The following is a 21,661-nucleotide window of genomic DNA, read 5'->3' as shown; positions in this document are numbered from 1 at the left end:
ATGCCAAATAACAATGAACAACAATATGAGCCGTTAACGTTTGATGCGATCAAGATCGGCCTTGCTTCACCGGAAAAGATCCTGGAATGGTCCAGAGGAGAGGTAACAAAGCCGGAAACCATCAACTACAGGACACTGAAACCTGAGAAAGACGGTCTTTTCTGCGAGAGGATCTTCGGACCGAGCAAGGACTGGGAGTGCCACTGTGGAAAGTATAAGAAGATCCGCTATAAAGGCGTGGTCTGCGACCGCTGTGGAGTAGAGGTCACAAAATCCAGCGTGCGCCGTGAGAGGATGGGGCATATCGCCCTGGCCGCTCCAGTGTCCCACATCTGGTATTTCAAGGGAATCCCGAGCCGCATGGGACTGATCCTCGATATCTCCCCGCGTACTCTGGAGAGAGTGCTGTATTTTGCATCCTACATTGTGCTGGATAAAGGCGAGACAGATCTGCAGAACAGGCAGATCCTCTCCGAGGCAGAGTACCAGGAGCAGAAAGAAAAATGGGGAAGCAAAGCGTTCCGTGTGGGAATGGGTGCTGAGGCGATCAAGGAGCTCCTTGAGGGGATCGACCTTGAGAAAGAGTATGCAGAGCTTCAGGGAGCCCTGGAGAACGCTACCGGACAGAAACGTGCAAGGATCGTAAAACGTCTCGAAGTGGTAGAGGCGTTCCGCGAGTCCGGCAACCGTCCGGAGTGGATGATTCTCACAGCGATCCCGGTCATTCCTCCGGATCTTCGTCCTATGGTACAGCTCGACGGCGGACGTTTCGCGACGTCTGACCTGAATGATCTGTACAGAAGGATCATCAACCGTAACAATCGTCTGAAAAGACTTCTGGAGCTTGGTGCGCCGGATATCATCGTGCGCAACGAGAAACGTATGCTCCAGGAAGCTGTCGATGCCCTGATCGACAACGGACGCCGCGGCCGTCCGGTCACAGGACCGGGAAACAGGGCGCTGAAGTCCCTGTCCGACATGCTGAAAGGTAAATCCGGACGTTTCCGTCAGAATCTTCTCGGAAAACGTGTTGACTATTCCGGACGTTCCGTTATCGTCGTAGGACCGGAGCTGAAGATCTATCAGTGCGGTCTCCCGAAAGAGATGGCAATCGAGCTGTTCAAACCGTTTGTTATGAAAGAGCTTGTGGCAAACGGCACAGCACACAATATCAAGAATGCAAAGAAGATGGTTGAGAGACTTCAGCCGGAGGTATGGGATGTGCTCGAGGAGGTTATCAAAGAGCATCCGGTTATGCTGAACCGTGCCCCCACGCTGCACAGACTGGGTATCCAGGCATTTGAGCCGATCCTTGTGGAAGGTAAGGCGATCAAGCTTCATCCCCTTGTTTGTACAGCTTACAATGCCGATTTCGACGGTGACCAGATGGCTGTCCATGTACCGCTGTCTGTAGAGGCGCAGGCTGAGTGCCGTTTCCTCCTGCTCTCGCCGAACAACCTGCTGAAACCTTCAGACGGAGGTCCGGTGGCTGTCCCTTCCCAGGATATGGTCCTCGGTATCTACTATCTGACTCAGGTAAGACCTGGAGCAAAGGGAGAGGGAATGTTCTTCAAGAGTGTGAGCGAGGCAATTCTTGCTTACGAGAACGGCTATATCACCCTTCACTCTCAGATCAAGGTCCGCGTGTCCAAGACAATGCCGGACGGCACTGTGAAGACAGGAACCATCGATGCGACCCTCGGACGACTGCTCTTCAACGAGATCATTCCTCAGGATCTCGGCTTCGTAGACCGTGACGTACCGGGCAACGAGCTGCTCATGGAGATTGATTTCCATGTAGGAAAGAAACAGCTCAAACAGATCCTCGAGAAGGTTATCAACACACACGGCGCGACACAGACGGCAGAAGTACTCGATGATGTAAAATCTATCGGATACAAGTTCTCCACGAGAGCAGCCATGACCGTATCCATTTCCGATATGACCGTGCCGCCGCAGAAACCGCAGATGATCGAGGAAGCACAGAACACGGTGGACAGGATCACAAAGAACTATAAGCGTGGTCTTATCACAGAGGAAGAGCGTTACAAAGAAGTCGTAGAGACATGGAAAGCAACCGACGACAAACTGACAGAGGCCCTGCTTTCCGGTCTGGATAAATACAACAACATCTATATGATGGCGGATTCCGGAGCCCGTGGTTCTGACAAGCAGATCAAACAGCTTGCCGGCATGCGCGGACTGATGGCGGATACGACAGGACGTACTATCGAGCTGCCTATCAAGTCCAACTTCCGTGAAGGTCTGGACGTACTGGAATATTTCATGTCCGCCCATGGAGCACGTAAAGGTCTTTCCGATACGGCGCTTCGTACAGCCGATTCCGGTTACCTTACGAGACGTCTGGTAGACGTTTCACAGCAGCTGATCATTCATGATTCAGACTGTGTCGGACCGAATCAGGAGATTCCGGGCATGTATGTGCATGCATTTACGGACGGAAACGAGGAGATCGAGAGCCTGCAGGATCGTATCACAGGACGTTTCTCCTGCGAGGATATCAAAGATAAAGACGGCAATGTAATCGTCAAGGCAAACCATATGATTACACCGCGCCGTGCAGAGCGGGTGATCAGGAACGGTGTTGACGAAAACGGTGAACCCATCGAAAAAGTCAAGATCCGTACCATTCTTACATGTAAGTGCAAGAACGGTGTATGTTCCAAGTGCTATGGTGCAAACATGGCTACCGGAGAAGTGGTTCAGGTCGGCGAGGCTGTCGGTATTGTTGCCGCACAGTCCATCGGTGAGCCTGGTACACAGCTTACCATGCGTACTTTCCATACCGGAGGTGTCGCAGGTGACGATATCACACAGGGTCTTCCCCGTGTGGAGGAGCTTTTCGAGGCAAGAAAGCCGAAGGGACTTGCAATTATCACAGAGTTTGCCGGACGGGCGACAATCAGCGATACAAAGAAAAAGCGCGAGGTTATCGTCACGAACGAGGAGACAGGAGAGTCCAAGGCATACCTTATTCCTTACGGATCAAGAATCAAGATCCAGGACGGCGTTATGCTTGAGGCGGGCGACGAGCTTACAGAAGGTAGTGTGAATCCGCATGACATTCTGAAGATCAAGGGTCTGCGCGCTGTTCAGGACTACATGCTCCGCGAGGTACAGAGAGTTTACCGTCTGCAGGGTGTTGATATCAACGATAAGCATATCGAGGTTATTGTGCGTCAGATGCTGAAGAAAGTGCGTGTGGAGGAAAGAGGAGATTCCGAATTCCTGCCGGGCACTATGGTGGATGTACTCGAGTTCGAGGATGTCAATGAACAGCTCACAGCAGAAGGAAAGACACCGGCAGTGGGAGAGCAGATCATGCTTGGTATCACCAAGGCGTCTCTGGCAACAGATTCCTTCCTGTCCGCAGCTTCCTTCCAGGAGACGACAAAGGTTCTCACCGAGGCTGCAATCAACGGAAAGGTAGACCATCTGGTAGGCCTGAAAGAGAACGTCATCATCGGTAAGCATATCCCGGCAGGTACGGGTATGAAGAAATACCGTGACGTAAAACTGAACACAGACATTCAGATGGATGATGAACTTGATCTGGATGACGAGATCACACTGGATGAAAGTGAAGAGCCGGAAACAGAAGCTCCTGTGGAAGAATGAAAAAACAATAAAAGAAATGTGTGCCTTCGGGCACACAGATCATAAAAAATATCCTCTGCCTTATGACAGAGGATATTTTTTATAAAAAGCTTAGAGATAGATAAAACATGTGAAAAATGCGGGGAATCCTATTTAAAAAGTGAAATCCCGAAACGAGCTTTTCTGTAAATTTTCTTAATGATCATGTATGGAAGGCTGATCAGTATGTACAGTGTGGAAAAAAGTCCTGCTGCTCCGCCGATGATCATAAGGAGAATTAAACCGATATTCATAATTGCACATCCCTTCTGACTGTTAGTCGGTAATCATTCAGGTTTCTGTAATTCTGCAGGTTTCCTAAAAACAAAACCAGAATTTATTTTACAACAGTTCAGAAAGGGCGGAAAGAAAATAAAAGGGTTCTTAGCGGAATCTTAACGTTTGGAGTAATCTTTTCAAATGCGCGAAAACAGGGGAAATCCTATTCTTCCTCGTCCTCCGCCATGCGGTAGCCGACACCCACCTCAGTGAAGATATACTCCGGCTGTGCGGGATCCCGCTCCAGCTTCCTGCGTATATTCGCCATATTTACGCGGAGAATATTGTTGTCGCTGTCTGCGTAAGGTCCCCATACTTCCGAGATGATAGAGGCATAAGTGATGACCTTACCGGAGTTCTGTGCCAGGCATGCCACAATCTTGTATTCAATGGGGGTCAGATGAATCTCCTTTTTCCCGATTGTGAGAAGTCTCTTTGAAAAGTCAAGTGTCATCTCGCCGTGCCGGTACGGTCGGATGTACAGTGTTTCATCTGTCCTCAGGCGGTTGCTGTGCCGCAGCGAAGCACGGATTCTGGCAAGCAGTTCGGACGTGCCGAAAGGTTTGGTGATGTAATCGTCAGCGCCCAGATCCAGCGCAGTTACCTTTTCGCGCTCGGCAGTGCGGGCAGAAATAACAATGATCGGCGTGCTCGTCCAGGTGCGGACTTCGCTGATGATATTGTTCCCGTTCATATCAGGAAGCCCCAGATCCAGCAGAATGATGTCCGGGCACTGGGAGCGGATCAGCTCAAGCCCCTGTGTGCCGTTGTCCGCGCAGGTGACACGGTAGTCGTGGCGCTTCAGTACTTTCGACATAAAAGTCTGTATGTTTTTTTCGTCTTCAATGATCAGAACAGAAAATTTTGGCATAAGTTCAAAGCTCCTTTTCTTTCGGCAGGGTAAAGGTAAACTCCGCCCCTTTTCCTTCCTGGTTTGCGACACTTATGGTTCCGCCATGTGCCTGGATGATTGTCTTGCAGATGGACAGACCGATTCCGATGCCCTTGTGGCTGTCGGTATCCGATGAGGAGGCCTGCTGTCCGTCGAAAATGCAGGGAAGCCGTCTCTCGTCAATTCCGCGCCCGTAGTCACGCACCCGGAAGGTGACATGATCCGGCTCTTCCGAGATGATCAGATCTACCGGTTCCGAGCTCCCGGAATGGATAAAGGCGTTCTCCAGCAGATTGATAAGCACCTGTTCGATCAGCGTGGGATCCATGGGCAGCATCAGAAAATCATTGGGCATCGTCACCTTTATCTTTATGTCGGGAAGACGCTTCTGCAGGCGCAGAATGGCCTCAGAGACGACTTCTTCCACGACCTCGGAGGTTTTCTTCACCTGATTGTCCGGGACGTCCTTGATACGCGTAACAGTGAGCAGGTTCTCCACCATATTCAGCAGCCATTCCGAGTCTTCCCTGATGTTTGCCACCAGTTCCGTGCGTTCGCTTTCGGTAAGTTCCTGCCCGTTTTCCAGAAAGGAGGAGGCGGAGCCGATAATACTCGTCAGCGGTGTGCGCAGGTCGTGGGAAACAGCCCGGAGCAGGTTGGCGCGCAGCTTTTCACGGTCAGCCTCCACCAGGGCTTTTTCGCGCTCGGCAATGGCTTTCCGCTGGCGTTTGAGACGGGTGGTGGTGGTGCTCGTGATCAGCGAGATGGCAAGCATGCCGATAAATGTAACCGGATATCCTGCAAGAGAAAAATTCACTTTAAAATACGGGTAGGAGAAAAAGTAGTTGACGGCAACCACGCAGAACAGGGACAAAACTATTCCATAGATGTAACCGGAGGTCCTGAGTGCCGTCAGAATAAGCGCAAGTATATATACTATGGCAATATTGACGGAATTCTTATTTCCAAAGTGAAAAAACAGAAACGAGAGTCCGGTCGCAGCCAGCAGCATCAGCGCAGTAAAAAGTATATCTGAAATAATCCGTCGTTTCATAAGCAGTAAATGTGCAGGAAGAGCCGGATTAAACCGGCTCTCCGTTCTTGTATTTTCTGAGTACGTTCTGAATTCGTTCATTCGGGCTCAGGATCGAGCTGATCGAGCCATCATGGTTCAGTGTGTCAATAATCAGGGCAATATATTTACTCATGTCACAGTTGATGTAATAGGGTTTGGACAGCAGTTCCGGCGTCTGATAGATCAGGTTTGTTGTGAGGATACCGTTGATGACTCCCTCCTCATATGCCTGGTCAAACTTGTCCAGACCATTGGTAAACAGTCCGAAAGTGGCTGCCGCGTAGATCCGTTTCGCTTTCCTGCGCTTCAGCTCTGTGGCAACGTCGATGATGCTGTCTCCGGAGGAGATCATATCGTCAATAATGATCACGTCCTTGCCCTCCACGGAACTTCCGAGGAACTCATGGGCAACGATGGGGTTGCGTCCGTTTACGATTCTGGTGTAGTCGCGGCGTTTGTAGAACATTCCCATGTCAAGCCCCAGCACGTTGGCAAGATATACCGCGCGGTTCGTGCCGCCCTCGTCCGGGCTGATGGCCATCATGTGGTCGCTGTCAATCTGAAGGTCCTTGACTGTGCGCAGAAGTCCTTTGATAAACTGATATGTGGGAGCCACAGTCTCGAATCCGCTCAGCGGAATGGCGTTCTGCACTCTCGGGTCATGGGCGTCAAATGTGATGATGTTCTCAGCACCCATGCGGACCAGCTCCTGAAGCGCCAGCGCGCAGTCCAGAGACTCCCGGGAGCTTCTCTTATGCTGACGGCTCTCATAGAGGAATGGCATGATAACGTTGATCCGTCTGCCTTTACCGCCGATCGCCGCAATGATCCTCTTGAGATTCTGGAAATGGTCGTCCGGAGACATATGGTTTGTCTGACCCGTCAGAGAGTAGGTGACACTGTAGTTGCATACATCCACCATAATATAGAGGTCCTTGCCGCGGACGGATTCTCCGAGGATTCCTTTTGCCTCTCCGGAACCGAAACGCGGCACCTTTGCATTAATCAGAAAAGTGTCTTTTTCATAACCGGAAAATGCAATGTCGTCCCGGTATTCATTTCCGCTTTCGTGGCGCCATTTTACCAGATAGTCATCCACCTTTTTTCCTAGTTCCTCACAGCCCGCCAGTGTGATAAGCCCGAGACTTCCCACCGGAATGTTTTCTAAGATTCGTTCTGTTCGACGTAACATGAGTGATCCTCCCTGCCTTTTAACTTCATTTTAATTCGTATGTCATCACCGATTATTTTCAACAGAGTATAACTGCTCGTAATCCTGGAGAATGAACGTTCGGTATAGAGGTCGGCAAGAGCCTCCAGGGAGAGATTTGTCGAGATAATCGTTGATTTCCTGTGTATCAGTCTTTCATTGATGCATGTAAAGAACTGCGATGCAATGAAAGAATTGGTATATTCGCTTCCGAGATCATCGATAATCAGAAGATCACAGTTGAAAATATACTCATTCATATTTTTCGCGTCGATGTCTTTCTTGTCAAACGCATTCTGCGCCAGTGTATTGAAAAGCTGGGGCGCAGACAAATAAAGAACAGAAAATTCTCTGTCCATAATCTCACGGGCGATGCATGTGGAAAGATAAGTCTTTCCCACCCCCACGCTGCCGTAGAAGAAGAGATTCCGGAAATCTTCCCCGAATGTATCGATGAATTCGTGGCAGATCCGGAGGGTATCCTCCATGATAGCGCGGGAAGAGCGTCCCGTTTTTCTATCATAATAATTTGCGGGATAAAAATCAAGCCTGAAATTGTCAAAAGATGCCTCGACGGGAAATCCCTTGATATTGGACTGCTCGTATAAAAGTTTAATAATGGCTTTTTTAAAGCAGTGGCACTTCTTGTTTCCGATATATCCGGTGTCCTTGCAGTCTTTGCAGTCATATATCGGTTCGAGATAATCCTCCGGAAAACCGGCGGAGACGAGAAGGCTGCGTTTGCTGCTTCTGAGAATGGCGAGCTCTTCCTTGAGGGAATCGACAGCCTTCTCATCTCCGCCCAGAAGCTTCCTGCCGTACTGAACGGAGAGGATGGAAATCGAGTCATCGAGTTCTTTGAACTCCGGAAGTTTTTCGTAGACTTCCTTGTAGCGTGCAGTCTGGATATTGTGATTCTTAAGCTGCCGCTGTTCATACTCACGCATTATTGCATTGTACTGTGAGGTTTTTAGTCCCATGGGAATCGGCTCCTTTAATTACTGTTTAACAACTGCTCCTCAAGAGAGTCCATATCGTATGTGCGTCTCTCAAAATTGTTCAGGTTTTTCGTGAGAGATCTGGACTTGCCGGAAGTTCTGTATGAGGCTTTCTCTTTCTGGTAAGCTTCATCAAGCGTGCAGATATCCTTCAGGTGGCGGATGTTGCTGTCATGCCATTTCGTAAGAATCTTGTCCGCATACTCAAAACTGGGCTGGTGGGTGGCAGAGATTGTCCTGCGGCATGCCTCTTCGATGATATCCGAGGAGAAACCGTAATCCTCCGACCACTTTCTGATATAGACCAGTTCGGAAGCGGCAGGCCCGCGGTTCTTGATGCCGAAAGCGTTGAGAACCGTGAAGCAGCTGCGGCTGTAAAGCATGGACTGCTCTTTCGCCTGAGAGACGGTCTCGACTCCGGCCTCTGTCCAGGAGAATGCAACTTTCTGGATATAGTGCATACTCTTATGTCCGTTTTCCACACAGGATTCGAGCAGATACTCGATGAGATCTGCCGACATGTGGAGCGTCTCATAGAAGTACGTAATTGTATCGATCTCTGTGCGGGTCAGTGTCTTCCCGAGATACTGTTCTGCGATGAAAAGCAGAGATTTCAGTTCCTTCTGGGCACGGAGGGCATCCACTGCCACTGTCCTGCGGGAAGCCGGGGCAGAAACCGCCGCAGTCATCGCCGCGGAAACCGCCGGCACGTCCGGGGTTCCGGCCTCAGACGGAAGAGATACGGCAGAAGTCTGTGCTTCGGCGCCACGCAGCGTTCCGGCATTGGTGCTGCCTTCCGTTTTACCTGCCTCAGATCCGGAGCGTGCGATCTGCTTCATGGACGCTTTCTGGAGCTCCAGACCGGTGATTCTTCCCTCGGCGTCATGCTCGAGCAGAAGAAGTCCGGCTGACTCCCAGTAGCGGAATGCACGAAGAATATCAGCCTCTGTGTTGTTCAGGCAGTCGGCGATCGTCGATACGGTCAGCGTCGAGCACGGATCGTCCAGGTGCCGCAGAAGGAAAAGGTAAACTTTTACAAACTCTCCGTTTGCATTTACCATGTAATTGTCAATGAAATCGTTCGGCAGCAGTGTCGCATTTGTCTGAAATTTATTTTTTAATGTCAATGTCTTCATGTCATCCCGTCCCACTTTCTTTTTCTATCCTTGGTATGGCAGTCTGTAAGAAACTGCCTGTGTCACTTCAATAATATATCATCTAACGCTCCGGTTAAAAAGCTTTTTTTCGTGGGTAAATCCGGGTTTTTTGTAGATAACTATGTGCAGAAAGTGTGGATAACCTGTGGATATCCTGTGCAAAGCCCGTGAAAACCTTATTTGAGCAGGTCCTCACCGACATTCACAACGTCTCCTGCACCCATTGTGATCAGCAGGTCGCCCGGACGGCAGTTGTCCCTTAAAAATTGTTCGATCTCGGCAAAACTTGGGAAGTAGTGGGTATCCGTTCCCAGTTTTCTTGCTTCTTCGGCCAGATCCGCCGAAGAAATCCCCAGCGTGTCTGTCTCCCGCGCGGCATAGATGTCAGCGAGAACCAGATGGTCCGTGTGGGAGAGAGCCTCGGCAAACTCGTGGAAGAAAGCTTTCGTCCGGGTATAGGTATGGGGCTGGAATACGCACCATACCGCGTTGTGCGGGTAGTGTTTCGCCGCTTTCAGCGTGGCTGCAATCTCGGTGGGATGATGCGCATAGTCATCCACCACAGTCACCCCGTTAAACTCGCCTTTGTATTCAAAGCGCCGGTCAGTCCCTGTAAATGACAGCAGCCCTTTTCTGATGGTCTCCCCGGGAATGTTAAGAAGTTCCCCTACCGCAATGGAGGCCAGGGCGTTGGAAACATTGTGGTCGCCTGTCACGGAGAGCTGGATGTGCCCGGCATTCTCGCCGTATTTGATCAGATCAAAGGAGACATGGCCGTTCTCATCGTAAGAGATATTGTCTGCGCTGTAGTCGAAATCAGCCGACGAGCCGTAGGTAACCACATGGCAGTCCAGACCGGCATAGATCTCCGTGTAGTCCTGGATGTCGCCGTTGATGACAAGCGTGCCGTCAGAGGGCAGAAGCGCCGCAAACTGATGGAAGGAGTGGCGGATATCTTCGATGTCTTTGAAGAAATCCAGATGATCCTCCTCGATATTCAGGATCACGGCAATCTTCGGGAAAAAGTGGAGAAAGCTGTTCGTGTACTCGCAGGCTTCCGTGATGAATGTCTCGGAATTCCCCACGCGGATATTCCCGCCGATGGCTTTCAGAATACCGCCCACGGATATGGTCGGGTCGAGATCGCCCTCCAGAAGAATATGGGAGATCATGGATGTAGTCGTTGTCTTCCCGTGGGTGCCGGATACGGCAATCGGCATGTCGTAATTCTTCATAAGCTGTCCCAGAAGCTCGGCGCGGGTCAGCATGGGAATCTTGCGGGCTACCGCCTCGATCAGCTCCGGATTGCTGCGGTTGATGGCAGCGGTATACACGACACAGTCGATGTCATCCGTGATATTTTCCGCACACTGTCCGTATGCGATCCGTGCACCTTCGGATGCCAGCTTTTTTGTGAGCGGAGATTCTTTTGCATCGGATCCGGATACCGTGAATCCTTCTTCCAGAAGAATCTCGGCAAGTCCGCTCATGCTGATGCCGCCGATCCCGATAAAATGAATGTGTATCGGTTTCTCAAAATCGATTTTATACATGATTAATACCCCTTTTTAGTTGACTTTTTTTACTATTTTCTGAAACAGCAGTCATAAAATCTTTCAGTCGCTTATATTATACTATATATGAAGAAAAATTAAAGAAGTTTCTTTTTGTTGGAACTATACAAAAAAAGAAAAAATGATGAAAAATTATTGTAAAAAATGATTGGCTAAAGACAAATATATGGTATAATAGATGAAACCAACTAGAAATGAGGTGACGCAATGTATAAAAAGGAAATGATCGCCATGCTTCTGGCGGGAGGACAGGGCAGCCGGCTGGGGGTTCTCACCGCAAAGGTGGCAAAACCGGCCGTGGCATTTGGCGGGAAATACCGAATCATTGATTTTCCACTGAGCAACTGTATTAATTCAGGTATCGATACTGTGGGAGTACTGACCCAGTATCAGCCTTTGCGTCTGAACACGCATATTGGGATTGGCATTCCCTGGGATCTGGACCGCAATGTGGGCGGAGTTTCGATTCTTCCGCCGTATGAGAAGAGCTCGAACAGCGAGTGGTATACGGGGACTGCCAATGCGATTTACCAGAACATGAATTATATGGAAACTTACAATCCGGATTACGTGCTGATTCTGTCAGGGGATCATATCTATAAGATGGATTACGAAGTGATGCTTGATTACCACAAGGCCAACAAGGCGGATGTTACGATTGCTGCCATGCCGGTGCCCATGGAGGAGGCAAGCCGTTTCGGAATCGTGGTGACAGACAGCGACGGGAAGATTAAGGAGTTCGAGGAGAAGCCGGAGAAGCCGAGCAGCAATCTGGCGTCCATGGGAATCTATATCTTCAGCTGGCCGGTGCTCAAGGAAGCGCTGATCGCTCTGAAAGACCAGCCGAACTGTGATTTCGGAAAGCACGTGATCCCCTACTGCCACGCAAAAGGGGACAGGCTTTTCGCCTATGAGTACAACGGATACTGGAAGGATGTGGGGACGCTGAGTTCCTACTGGGAAGCAAATATGGAGCTGATCGATATCATTCCGGAGTTCAATCTCTATGAGGAGTTCTGGAAGATCTACACGAACAGCGCCAACATCCCGCCCCAGTATATCGCGGAACAGGGTGTGGTGGACCGCTGTATTATCAGCAACGGTTCGGAGATCTACGGAGAGCTACACAGCTCTGTGCTCGGCGGAAGCGTTGTGATAGGAAAAGGAAGCATTATCAGGGATTCCATCATCATGCAGGGAGTGACCATCGGTGAGAACTGCGTGATTGACAAGGCAATTATCGCGGAGGATACGGTTATCGGCGACAATGTGGCAATTGGAATCGGAGGCGAGGTGCCGAACAAGACAAAACCGAATATCTACAGCGGCGGTCTGGCTACGATCGGAGAGAATTCCGTGATTCCGTCCGGCGTACAGATCGGAAAGAATACCGCCATCAGCGGAGTGACCGTGCCGGAGGATTATGTGGGCGGTGTTCTGGAGAGCGGCGAGACATTGATAAAGGCAGGTGACAGGTTATGAGGGCAGTAGGTATCATTTTGGCAGGCGGCAGCAGCAGAAAAATGCATGAGCTGACGGCGAAGAGGGCAGCAGCGGCGATGCCGATTGCAGGAAGTTACCGGGCGATTGATTTTGCACTCAGCAATATGACGAACTCTCATATTCAGAAAGTTGCGGTGCTGACGCAGTACAACGCCCGCTCACTGAACGAACACCTGAATTCATCAAAATGGTGGGATTTCGGAAGAAAGCAGGGCGGACTCTATGTATTTACGCCGACGATCACGGCGGACAACGGATACTGGTACAGGGGAACCGCAGACGCGATCTACCAGAATCTTGATTTCCTGAGAAAGTGCCACGAACCCTATGTGATCATTACATCGGGGGACGCCGTCTATAAAATGGATTACAACAAGGTACTTGAGTACCATATAGCAAAGAAAGCAGATATTACAGTGGTGTGTAAGGAACTCGGCCCGGAGGAGGATGCGACACGGTTTGGGACGATCCGCATGAACGAGGCGTGCAGGATCGAAGAGTTTGAGGAAAAACCGATGGTTGCACATTCCCGGACAGTATCGACAGGTATCTACATCATCCGCCGCAGGCAGCTCATCGATCTTGTGGAGCACTGTGCGGAGGAGGAGAGACACGATTTTGTAACCGACATTCTGATTCGGTATAAGAACCTGAAGAAGATATACGGTTATAAAATAAACAGCTACTGGAGCAACATATCAACGGTGGACGCGTATTATCGGACAAACATGGATTTCCTGAAACCCGAGGTGCGGAATTACTTCTTTAAGGAGCTTCCGAGCGTTTATTCCAAGGTCAGCGACCAGCCCCCGGCAAAGTATAATCCGGGCGCAGTAGTGAAAAACAGCCTGATCGGAAGCGGAAGCATCATCAATGGAACCATTGAAAATTCCGTGATTTTCAAGAAGGTTTTCGTGGGAAATAACTGTGTGATCAAGAACTCCATCATTCTCAATGACGTGTATCTCGGAGATAACACATATATTGAGAACTGCATTGTGGAGAGTCGCGATACGATAAGGGCGAATACGCGTCATGTCGGTGAGAACGGCGTGAAAGTGGTAGTTGAGAAAAACGAACGTTATGCATTATAGTTAAAAATACTTACAAAAGGTGCAGGCAGAAGAACAAAAGAATGCGGCGCCGCTAATGCAGACGGAGAAAGGAGACCTGGAGAGTATGCAGATTACAGATGTACGTGTGCGCAAAGTCGCAAAAGAGGGAAAATTGAAAGCGGTGGTTTCTATTACCATCGACGACGAATTTGTCGTTCATGACATTAAGGTGATAGAAGGGGAGAAAGGGCTGTTTATTGCGATGCCAAGCAAGAAAGCCCTGGATGGTGAATATCGTGATATCGCTCATCCGATCAATTCCGGGACAAGAGAGAGAATCCAGACAACAATTCTGCAGAGATATGAGCAGGCTCTTGAGGAAGAGCCCGAAGAAGCTGTTGTTGATGAGATGTAAAAAAATGAGACTGCCGTGCGGGAATACTGCCTGCACGGCAGTTTTTTCGGAGAATTTCCGGAGAAATGCCCGGCGTCAGTGCGCAGGCTGCCATGGGAGCTCAAAATGCATGGGGCGGCCGGAAGCGGGGTGACGGAATTCCAGGCGGTATGCGCACAGCTGCAGCGGAATGCGGTCCGTGGAAGCCGCGGATGGTGCTGCGGCGGTGCTGGACTGGCAGGCGGGATCTTTGCCGTACTTGCGGTCGCCCGCAATGGGGCAGCCGAGGGCTGCCATCTGCACGCGGATCTGGTGATGTCTGCCGGTATCCAGATGGATCTCCAGGAGGGACGTTTCTTCAGCAGTTTCCATGGTGCGGTAATGAAGCCGAGCCTTTTTGGCGCCCGGCGTGTTCTCCGTGCAGACTCTGGAAGAATTGGTGCGCGCGTCTTTTACCATATAATTTTCCAGAGTGCCTTCCGCAGGATGGGGATGACCGCAGACAAGTGCCCGGTAATATTTTCCGAATCCGGAGGAAGTGAGCTGCCGGCTCAGTTCCTTTGCGGCAGAGGGCGTTTTGGCAAATACGAGCAGCCCTTCCACCGGCTGGTCGAGTCGGTGTATTATGGCAAGATAGGGCTCACGGCCGGCCTTCCCGGGCGTTTCCTGTTCAGAAGCCAGGTGGTTTTTCAGGATGCTGGCCATGTCCTGTGTCCCGATCCTGCCCGTCTGTACCGGGATGCCGGCGGGCTTGTGGCACACGATGATATCGCGGTCTTCGTAGAGTATGATATCCGGGAGAGTTTTCCCTGATGAAAAAGAGTTCATAATGTATGCTCCTTTGTGCTTTGCAATTCTTGACTTTTCTGGTCGTTCCGACTAAACTGATTATCATATAAAAGAAAAATCTGGTCAAGCGTTTAAGGAGGAAATCACAGAAAATCATGATAAATAATGAATGGGAACGGTTCGGGGATGAGATCCGCAGGACAATACAGGATGCCGTGGATTCAAGGGATTTCACCAGACTGAACCAGACGGTGACCGATACCATCGGACAGGCAATGGATAACGTTTCCAGGGGCCTGAAAAACGGAGGCTGGTACAGGGAGAATCCAAACAGCCAAAAACCGGACGGACCGGAGTCGGCATCCGGATGGAACGGCGGACCTGCACCGGGGCAGCCGGCGCGGAACGCACAGCAGCCTGCAGGTGCTGCAGGCGGCGGGACACAGATGCAGCCTGCGAAAAAAGGACTTTATCTCAAGGCTACGTCCACACGGATCGGCGGTGTGTTTCTGGCGGCCACAGGCTATGTGTTCGGGATAGGAGCACTGATCTTTCTGCTCCTCTTTGTGATCGGAGCAGTGGCAACCGGATGGGATCTGGTATTTGGAATGGTGGCGTCTCTGTTCGGAATCTTTGTCATTGCATTTGCCGTGATGGCGGGGATCGGGACAGGTATGGCGTGCAGCGTGGGAAGGTTCCGGAAATATGTGGGAATCCTGAAAGAGCGGGAGTTCTGTGATGTAAAGGAACTGGCGCAGAAGACCGGCAGGTCTGCGAAGGCAGTTGCCAAAGACCTGCGTAAAATGATCAAAAAAGGATGGTTCCGTCAGGGGCATCTGGATGAGCAGGGTACCTGCCTTATGGTCAGCGATGACGCTTACCGTCAGTACACCGGGCTGATGGACAGAATGAGAAGAGAGAAGGAAGAGAAAGAGGCAGCAGAATCGCGGGCAAAAGCCGCTGCCGACAAGGCACGCCGGGATTATGAGAAACTTTCCCCCGAGGTGCAGAAGATTGTGGACGCCGGAGACGAGTATGTGCGGAAGATCCGGGAGGCCAACGATGCGATTCCCGGGGAGGCAATATCCGCGAAGATCTCCCGGATGGAGATGCTGGTTGACCGGATCTTTGACAGGGTGGAGGAGAATCCGGATTCGATCTCCGATATCCGCAGGCTGATGGAATATTATCTGCCCACTACCATCAAGCTCCTGGATGCCTATGAGGATCTGGATGCCCAGCCGGTGCAGGGCGAGAATATTATTTCTGCGAAAAACGAGATCGAAAAGACGCTGGATACGCTGAACACTGCATTTGAAAAGCTTCTGGACGACCTCTTCCAGGATACGGCGTGGGATCTCTCCTCTGATATCTCCGTGCTCAACACGATGCTTGCCCAGGAAGGACTGACAGAGGACGGGCTGAAGGTAAAGCGGTGAGGCGGCGGTAATGATATAAAGCGGTGAAGAAACAGAAATCACATAAAATAACTTATATGGAGGAAGAACAATGAGCAATGATTTTCAGGATGTAAGCACGGCACCGACCCTGACACTGGACCCGTTTCAGGCGCAGGAGGAGAAAAAAGTTCCGGTAAAGCAGGAAGAGCCTGCACTGGATGACAGTATTCTGACGGATGAAGAACGCAGGACTGTCGATGCATTTGCGAAACAGATCGACCTGACCAATTCCCAGCTTGTACTTCAGTACGGGGCGGGAACCCAGAAAAAGATGGCGGATTTCTCCGAGTCTGCCCTGGAAAATGTAAAGTCAAAAGATCTGGGCGAAGTAGGCGAGCTTCTCACCGGCGTGGTAAAGGAACTGAAAAATTTTGACGAGGAAGAGGAAAAGGGATTCTTTGGAATTTTCAAAAAGGCTTCCAACAAGATCGAGAATATGAAGGCAAAATATGCCAAGGCGGAGACGAATATCAATGAGATCGTCAAAGTGCTGGAATCCCACCAGGTGCAGCTCTTGAAAGATGTGGCTCTTCTGGACAAGATGTATGAGCTGAACCTCACATATTTCAAGGAACTGTCCATGTACATTCTGGCAGGAAAGAAGAAGCTCCAGGAAGTGCGCAGCACAGAGCTGGCACAGCTGATGCAGAAAGCACAGCAGTCCGGTCTTCCGGAGGATGCCCAGGCGGCGAAGGATCTGGACTCCATGTGCAACCGGTTTGAGAAGAAGATCCATGACCTGGAGCTGACAAGGATGATCTCCATTCAGACGGCGCCTCAGATCCGTCTTGTGCAGAACAACGATACGCTGATGGTGGAGAAGATTCAGTCAACGGTAGTGAACACGATTCCTCTCTGGAAGAGCCAGATGGTGCTCGCCCTGGGAGTGGAGCACTCCGCGCAGGCGGCGGAGGCACAGCGCCAGGTGACGGATATGACAAATGAGCTGCTGCGCAAAAACGCGGAGAAGCTTAAGATGGCAACCATCGACACAGCGAAAGAGTCCGAGCGCGGCATCGTCGATATGGAGACACTCAAGGCAACCAACGAATCGCTGATCTCCACCCTGGATGAAGTGCTCAATATCCAGAAGGAAGGCAGGCAGAGACGCCAGGAGGCGGAAGCAGAGCTTCGGAATATGGAAGTGGAGCTCAAGAATAAGCTGCTGGAGATTCAGGGGTAGGAAAATGTTTTTCCCACGTGGCCTGCAGACGGGTAAAGCGAAGCCTGTCCGCAGGTCACCGCGGGATGGTATGGATTATGTCCTGTAATATAAAATATCAGACAGACGGCATGCTGCCGTCTTTTTTTTGCACGGCGCAGATAGTTCCGGAAACAGTCAACCCGGATAACAGCGATCTGTCTGGAATGGTAATCTGCATGGAAAGTACGGGATGAACAAAAGTCGGATTTGGTAAATCAGGATGGAGTATACAGGAAGGAAACCGGCATTGTAATTAGTGATGTAAACGGATAAGATGAAGACGTAAAATATGTGAAATTTTCAGGTCAAAAACAGGAGAGGTGATATAAGACAATGGAAAGAACAGAACAGTGGGGGATGATTGAACTTACGTTCAGCGGAAAGCAGGATGGAAATCCGTTTACAGATTATGAGATACACGCTGATTTTACCAGAGAGGGAGAGATTGTCCGTGTATCAGGGTTTTATGATGGAGAGGGAATCTATAAGGTGCGGTTTATGCCGGTGAGAACAGGAGTCTATCATTACCGTGTGGATGGTACTTTCGGAGCCGGAGTCAGCGAGGGGAGTATAGAGGTTACAGAGCCTGTCAGTCGGAACAACCACGGTATGGTTCGGGTTTTGGACCGGCACTATCTGGAATATTCGGACGGGACGCCGTATTATTCAGTGGGGACGACCTGCTATGCCTGGGTTCATCAGAACCGGGAACTGCAGGAACAGACTCTTCGCACCCTGGGATCGAGCTGGTTTAATAAGATCCGCTTCTGTATTTTTCCGAAGTTTTACCGGTTTAACGAAGAAGAACCGGAGATGTATCCGTATCTTCGCGGCAGCAGGGCGGGAATTGATGAAGAAAGGCTGAAGAAATCAAAGATCATGCCGTTCCATACACAGACTGAAGTGAAAGATATTACGGATTTTGACTGTTGCCGTTTTAATACGGAAATGTTCCGAAAATTCGACCGGAGGATTGAACAACTGCGCGACATGGGGATCGAGGCGGATCTGATCCTGATGCATCCCTATGATAAATGGGGATTTGCAAATATGACCTCGGAGTGTGACCGGCTGTATCTCAACTATGTCGCCGCAAGGTATGGTGCATACCGTAATGTGTGGTGGTCGATGGCAAACGAATATGATCTGATGACAAAAACGGAGCAGGAGTGGGAAGATCTGGCGCAGACGATAAGACAGGCCGATCCCTACGGGCACATGATCTCCATACACAACTGTATGAAGTTTTATGATTACAGAAAAGAATGGATTACACACTGCAGTATGCAGCGGATAGACTATTATAAGCATGTGGAACTGACAGACCGGTATATGGAGGAATATGACAAGCCGGTTGTCTGGGACGAGATCTGTTATGAAGGAAACGTCAGCCAGGGCTGGGGCAATATCTCCGGGGAAGAACTGGTCAGAAGATTCTGGGAAGCTTTTGTCCGCGGCGGATATGCCGGACATGGTGAGACATACATGGGAAACAAGATCTGGTGGAGCCACGGCGGTGTGCTTCGGGGAACCAGTGAGCCGAGGATCCGTTTCCTCAGGAAAATCATGGAACAGACGCCCGGAAAATTCCTGAAATGTGTGAACCGGGCTTTTGACGAGGTGGTTGGCGTTCCGTACCAGACGACAGTAAAGCCCCGTTCGTTCTTCGAACCGGTGGAATACGCAGACTATGAAATCCATTATTACGGCTTCGGAAGACCTTCAGAGAGGGAATTTGAACTCCCGTCGGATCAGAAATACCAGGTCGAAGTGATCGATACCTGGAATATGACAGTAACCGATATGGGAATACACAGCGGTTATACGAAAGTGGAACTGCCGGGACGGGAATATATGGCGGTCCGCCTCAGAAGAGTTTGAAAAAGCTGTTCTGAAAAGCGGTCATTGTCTTCTTATATCCCCCGGCAGACAGCCGTATTTTTCGCGGAATTTTCGGTAAAAGAATCCCTGATTGTGATATCCGGTCCGCCTGATGATCTCGCTGACCGGCAGTTCTGTTCCGGAGAGCAGCCGAAAGGCTTCTTCCAGCCGGACGTTCTGAATGAACACGGAAAGGGATACCCCGTTTGCTTTTCGGAAGATCCGGTTCAGATAATCTGAATTATAGTAGAAGATCCGGCTGATTTCTGCTGCGGAAGTATCGGCGTAATGGCAGCGGATATAATCCTGTATCTCCAGGAACAGACCGCTGCGGGAATCTTCCGGATCTTCTGATATGGCGCACATATGGCAGCATTCACCCATAAGGTAAAGAATCCGTTCAACGGAACCTGCGATCAGATGTTTTCCCCCGGGAAGACGGTTCTTCATCTCGTAAAAGATGCTACAGAGAATATGAAAAAGGGCGCCGGAATTTGACTTAGGGGTAAATACTGCACAAAGGATCTGCTCTGCGTTTCCCTGGACGCCGCCGGACAGAAGGAAGTCCCGTCCGGTCCCTTTTCGAGACCGAAAATCGAAAAACAGACTTTTGTCGATCCCCAGGGTAAAGACGGTGCTTTCTTCCGGGTACAGATATTCTGCGTGCATAACGCCGGGACGGATCAGGAGGAGTTCTCCACGGGCAAGAGAAAGATCCCTCCCGGCAGCATGGACCTTCAGGGAACCATCTGCCACATAGAACAGTTCCAGGCAGGAATGGGCGTGCTCCGGAGTACACATTCCGCTTATATAAGGTGTATTCCATGCATAGAAGTCCTCTGTGGACAGATAAGACAGGAATACCTCCTGGATATTGCTGGAAGGTCCGGTATGCCAGCCGGTCAGGGAAAAGCGGTCCTGCATACTCCGCTGATGTCTGCCGGCGGAGAATACGCCGGATTTAATCATGGAAGCGACATGTTCTTCATAGCTTCCGAAGGAAACAAGGTTCCGGGTTTTACTGTAGATGCTGCTGCGCAAGCTGTCTTTAATATCCATTCATTACACCTGCTCATTCTGTTTTTTATTCTTCAGATTTTTCCGATATTCACTGGGAGGACATCCGATAACCTTTTTGAATATTTTTGTATAGTAATTGTAGTCTTCTATTCCCACATAGAAGGCAATTTCCTGGATCGGCAGGTTCGTTGTATTCAGAAGGTGCAGTGAACTGTGGATCCGGCATGAGGCGATATGATCGGTAATAGTGGTTCCGGTCTCACGCTTAAATGATTTGGACAGATAAGAGGGGCTGACATGGCTGTTTTCTGCCAGAATTCGGAGCGTGAGCGGATGGCTCAGATTCAGGTCGATATAATTCATAGTATCTCTGACCAGTCTGGAATACTGGCTGCGGGCCTTATTCTGTACCAGAAGACAGTATCCGCGTACCATTTTTTCGTGCAGCCGGTCAAGTTGGGGGAGAGAGCCGCACATACTGATCTGCTTTACATATTTGCTGGACAGCTCGTGGAGAAAAATGGGATGAATTCCGCTTCTCTTTGCCCCCAGTCTGAGCATGGTGTTGGTAGAATACAAAGATGCTTTTTTGTCCGCTATGGAATCGTTAATTCTGGGAGCATATACGATACTCATAAAATGGCGGGTGATCGCCAGTGCCTCTGCAGTTTTCCCCTGTGCAATTGCCTGGAGCAGAGGCTCTTCCAGGGCGTAACGCTCTTCTGTGGAAGACATGTTCAGTGTATAGTCGTCTGCGGGAACATAAGGTGTGTTCATGTCGTTTTCCGGAGAATTATCTACTGTCCTGGTGTTAAAGTCATGTCCCGGACTGATATAATTAATAATATCTGACATAATGGAAAACAGCCGGAAATTATCATCGATCACCGGGAAATGGTAAAGCAGACCGCGGATGCTTTCGATTTCTGTGTGGTTCAGGTGATGCTGTTCGATCAGAAAATTAATAAAGCTTTGATCGATTGTACTCCGGAGAAAAGGGCCGACGACGATCAGGTCTTTCCGGTCCGGATAGGGAAGGCAGAAAATATAATTGATATCATATCGGTCGCTGTACAGATAAAAAATATTGTGTTCTGCTCCGGACAGGATATCCCGGAAATTCCGGTACAGCTCTTCCGAAGATTTCAGGCCCCGCCGCAGTCCGATATCAACGGCAGAAAGATCTTCAAAAGGCGGAATCAGATAATTAAAATTCAATGAAAGTGCATCCTGAAGGAGACGTTTTATAAAATAGACTGTTGTGTGGTTCATGGCGATGTACCTCTTCTTTTCCCCAAAATAGTAAAAAATGGTTTGACAGTATCTTAACATAATTTCCGCATAGGTCAATACAAAATATGATAAAAACAGCTATAAATATGAAAAATGGTACAAAATTTTTCTAATTATAACCATTATTGTTATAACAAAATAGAAAAATACGTGCTAGAATAACAACAGATCAAAAATCTGATGAAAGGAGAAAACAACAGTAGCCACGTATGGAGGGAAA

At 49.8% G+C, this 21,661-nt stretch carries 17 protein-coding genes; 7 read left to right on the top strand and 10 right to left on the bottom strand.

What is annotated here, in order from left to right:
- The gene (gene rpoC / locus B5F07_RS11310) at window positions 1-3,639 is read left to right on the top strand and encodes a DNA-directed RNA polymerase subunit beta' (RefSeq protein WP_087161389.1); all 3,639 of its coding nucleotides are present in this window, start codon (window positions 1-3) and stop codon (window positions 3,637-3,639) included.
- Between the two features lie 128 nt (window positions 3,640-3,767).
- Here rpoC and B5F07_RS22840 read toward each other — a convergent pair whose 3' ends face one another.
- The 7 genes from B5F07_RS22840 to murC form a co-directional block, all read right to left on the bottom strand.
- Entirely contained in the window at window positions 3,768-3,911 is a 144-nt protein-coding gene (locus B5F07_RS22840; RefSeq protein WP_191404354.1) for a hypothetical protein, read from the bottom strand.
- A 188-nt stretch (window positions 3,912-4,099) separates the two neighbouring features.
- Complete coding sequence (locus tag B5F07_RS11305) at window positions 4,100-4,807, bottom strand: response regulator (RefSeq protein ID WP_087161388.1); 708 nt, start codon at window positions 4,805-4,807, stop codon at window positions 4,100-4,102.
- A 4-nt stretch (window positions 4,808-4,811) separates the two neighbouring features.
- The gene (locus tag B5F07_RS11300; RefSeq protein ID WP_087161387.1) at window positions 4,812-5,882 is read right to left on the bottom strand and encodes a sensor histidine kinase; all 1,071 of its coding nucleotides are present in this window, start codon (window positions 5,880-5,882) and stop codon (window positions 4,812-4,814) included.
- 28 nt (window positions 5,883-5,910) lie between these two features.
- Window positions 5,911-7,095 carry a ribose-phosphate pyrophosphokinase gene (locus B5F07_RS11295; protein WP_087161386.1) on the bottom strand — a complete coding sequence of 395 codons (1,185 nt, stop codon included), beginning with the start codon at window positions 7,093-7,095 and terminating at the stop codon, window positions 5,911-5,913.
- Entirely contained in the window at window positions 7,068-8,093 is a 1,026-nt protein-coding gene (locus tag B5F07_RS11290; RefSeq protein ID WP_087161385.1) for an ATP-binding protein, read from the bottom strand. Before B5F07_RS11290 ends, B5F07_RS11295 begins: the two co-directional genes overlap by 28 nt.
- Before the next feature lie 14 nt (window positions 8,094-8,107).
- Entirely contained in the window at window positions 8,108-9,247 is a 1,140-nt protein-coding gene (locus B5F07_RS11285; protein ID WP_087161430.1) for a DnaD domain protein, read from the bottom strand.
- Window positions 9,248-9,444: 197 nt separating this feature from the next.
- Window positions 9,445-10,821 (bottom strand): UDP-N-acetylmuramate--L-alanine ligase, encoded by a 1,377-nt coding sequence (gene murC, locus B5F07_RS11280; RefSeq protein WP_087161384.1) that lies wholly within the window; start codon window positions 10,819-10,821, stop codon window positions 9,445-9,447.
- A 228-nt stretch (window positions 10,822-11,049) separates the two neighbouring features.
- Here murC and B5F07_RS11275 point away from each other — a divergent pair, with 228 nt between their 5' ends.
- From B5F07_RS11275 to spoVG, 3 genes are all read left to right on the top strand, one after another.
- Complete coding sequence (locus B5F07_RS11275; protein WP_087161383.1) at window positions 11,050-12,324, top strand: glucose-1-phosphate adenylyltransferase; 1,275 nt, start codon at window positions 11,050-11,052, stop codon at window positions 12,322-12,324.
- Window positions 12,321-13,439 (top strand): glucose-1-phosphate adenylyltransferase subunit GlgD, encoded by a 1,119-nt coding sequence (gene glgD, locus B5F07_RS11270; protein ID WP_087161382.1) that lies wholly within the window; start codon window positions 12,321-12,323, stop codon window positions 13,437-13,439. Before B5F07_RS11275 ends, glgD begins: the two co-directional genes overlap by 4 nt.
- A gap of 85 nt (window positions 13,440-13,524) precedes the next feature.
- Window positions 13,525-13,815 carry a septation regulator SpoVG gene (spoVG, locus tag B5F07_RS11265; protein WP_087161429.1) on the top strand — a complete coding sequence of 97 codons (291 nt, stop codon included), beginning with the start codon at window positions 13,525-13,527 and terminating at the stop codon, window positions 13,813-13,815.
- 75 nt (window positions 13,816-13,890) lie between these two features.
- Here spoVG and B5F07_RS11260 read toward each other — a convergent pair whose 3' ends face one another.
- Window positions 13,891-14,622: an RluA family pseudouridine synthase gene (locus tag B5F07_RS11260; RefSeq protein ID WP_087161381.1), complete on the bottom strand. Its 732-nt coding sequence runs from the start codon at window positions 14,620-14,622 to the stop codon at window positions 13,891-13,893.
- Window positions 14,623-14,738: 116 nt separating this feature from the next.
- On the opposite strand from B5F07_RS11260, the gene B5F07_RS11255 reads away from it, so the two are divergent.
- The 3 genes from B5F07_RS11255 (at window position 14,739) to B5F07_RS11245 (ending at window position 19,128) form a co-directional block, all read left to right on the top strand.
- Window positions 14,739-16,022, top strand: a complete 1,284-nt coding sequence (locus tag B5F07_RS11255; RefSeq protein WP_087161380.1) for a 5-bromo-4-chloroindolyl phosphate hydrolysis family protein — start codon at window positions 14,739-14,741, stop codon at window positions 16,020-16,022.
- A 70-nt stretch (window positions 16,023-16,092) separates the two neighbouring features.
- On the top strand, window positions 16,093-17,226 hold the full coding sequence (locus B5F07_RS11250) for a toxic anion resistance protein (RefSeq protein WP_087161379.1): 1,134 nt from the start codon (window positions 16,093-16,095) through the stop codon (window positions 17,224-17,226).
- Between the two features lie 354 nt (window positions 17,227-17,580).
- The gene (locus B5F07_RS11245; protein ID WP_087161378.1) at window positions 17,581-19,128 is read left to right on the top strand and encodes a DUF5605 domain-containing protein; all 1,548 of its coding nucleotides are present in this window, start codon (window positions 17,581-17,583) and stop codon (window positions 19,126-19,128) included.
- 21 nt (window positions 19,129-19,149) lie between these two features.
- Here the strand turns inward: B5F07_RS11245 and B5F07_RS11240 are convergent, their stop codons facing one another.
- Both B5F07_RS11240 and B5F07_RS11235 read right to left on the bottom strand, forming a co-directional pair.
- The gene (locus B5F07_RS11240) at window positions 19,150-20,187 is read right to left on the bottom strand and encodes a helix-turn-helix domain-containing protein (protein ID WP_087161377.1); all 1,038 of its coding nucleotides are present in this window, start codon (window positions 20,185-20,187) and stop codon (window positions 19,150-19,152) included.
- 3 nt (window positions 20,188-20,190) lie between these two features.
- Complete coding sequence (locus tag B5F07_RS11235) at window positions 20,191-21,420, bottom strand: helix-turn-helix transcriptional regulator (RefSeq protein ID WP_162613117.1); 1,230 nt, start codon at window positions 21,418-21,420, stop codon at window positions 20,191-20,193.
- Window positions 21,421-21,661: the final 241 nt, after the last annotated feature.

Source organism: Lachnoclostridium sp. An169 (assembly GCF_002160525.1).
GTDB classification, from domain to species: domain Bacteria; phylum Bacillota; class Clostridia; order Lachnospirales; family Lachnospiraceae; genus Mediterraneibacter; species Mediterraneibacter cottocaccae.
Note: the sequence above shows the minus strand (reverse complement) of the source record. Positions and strands in the feature narration are given on the sequence as shown.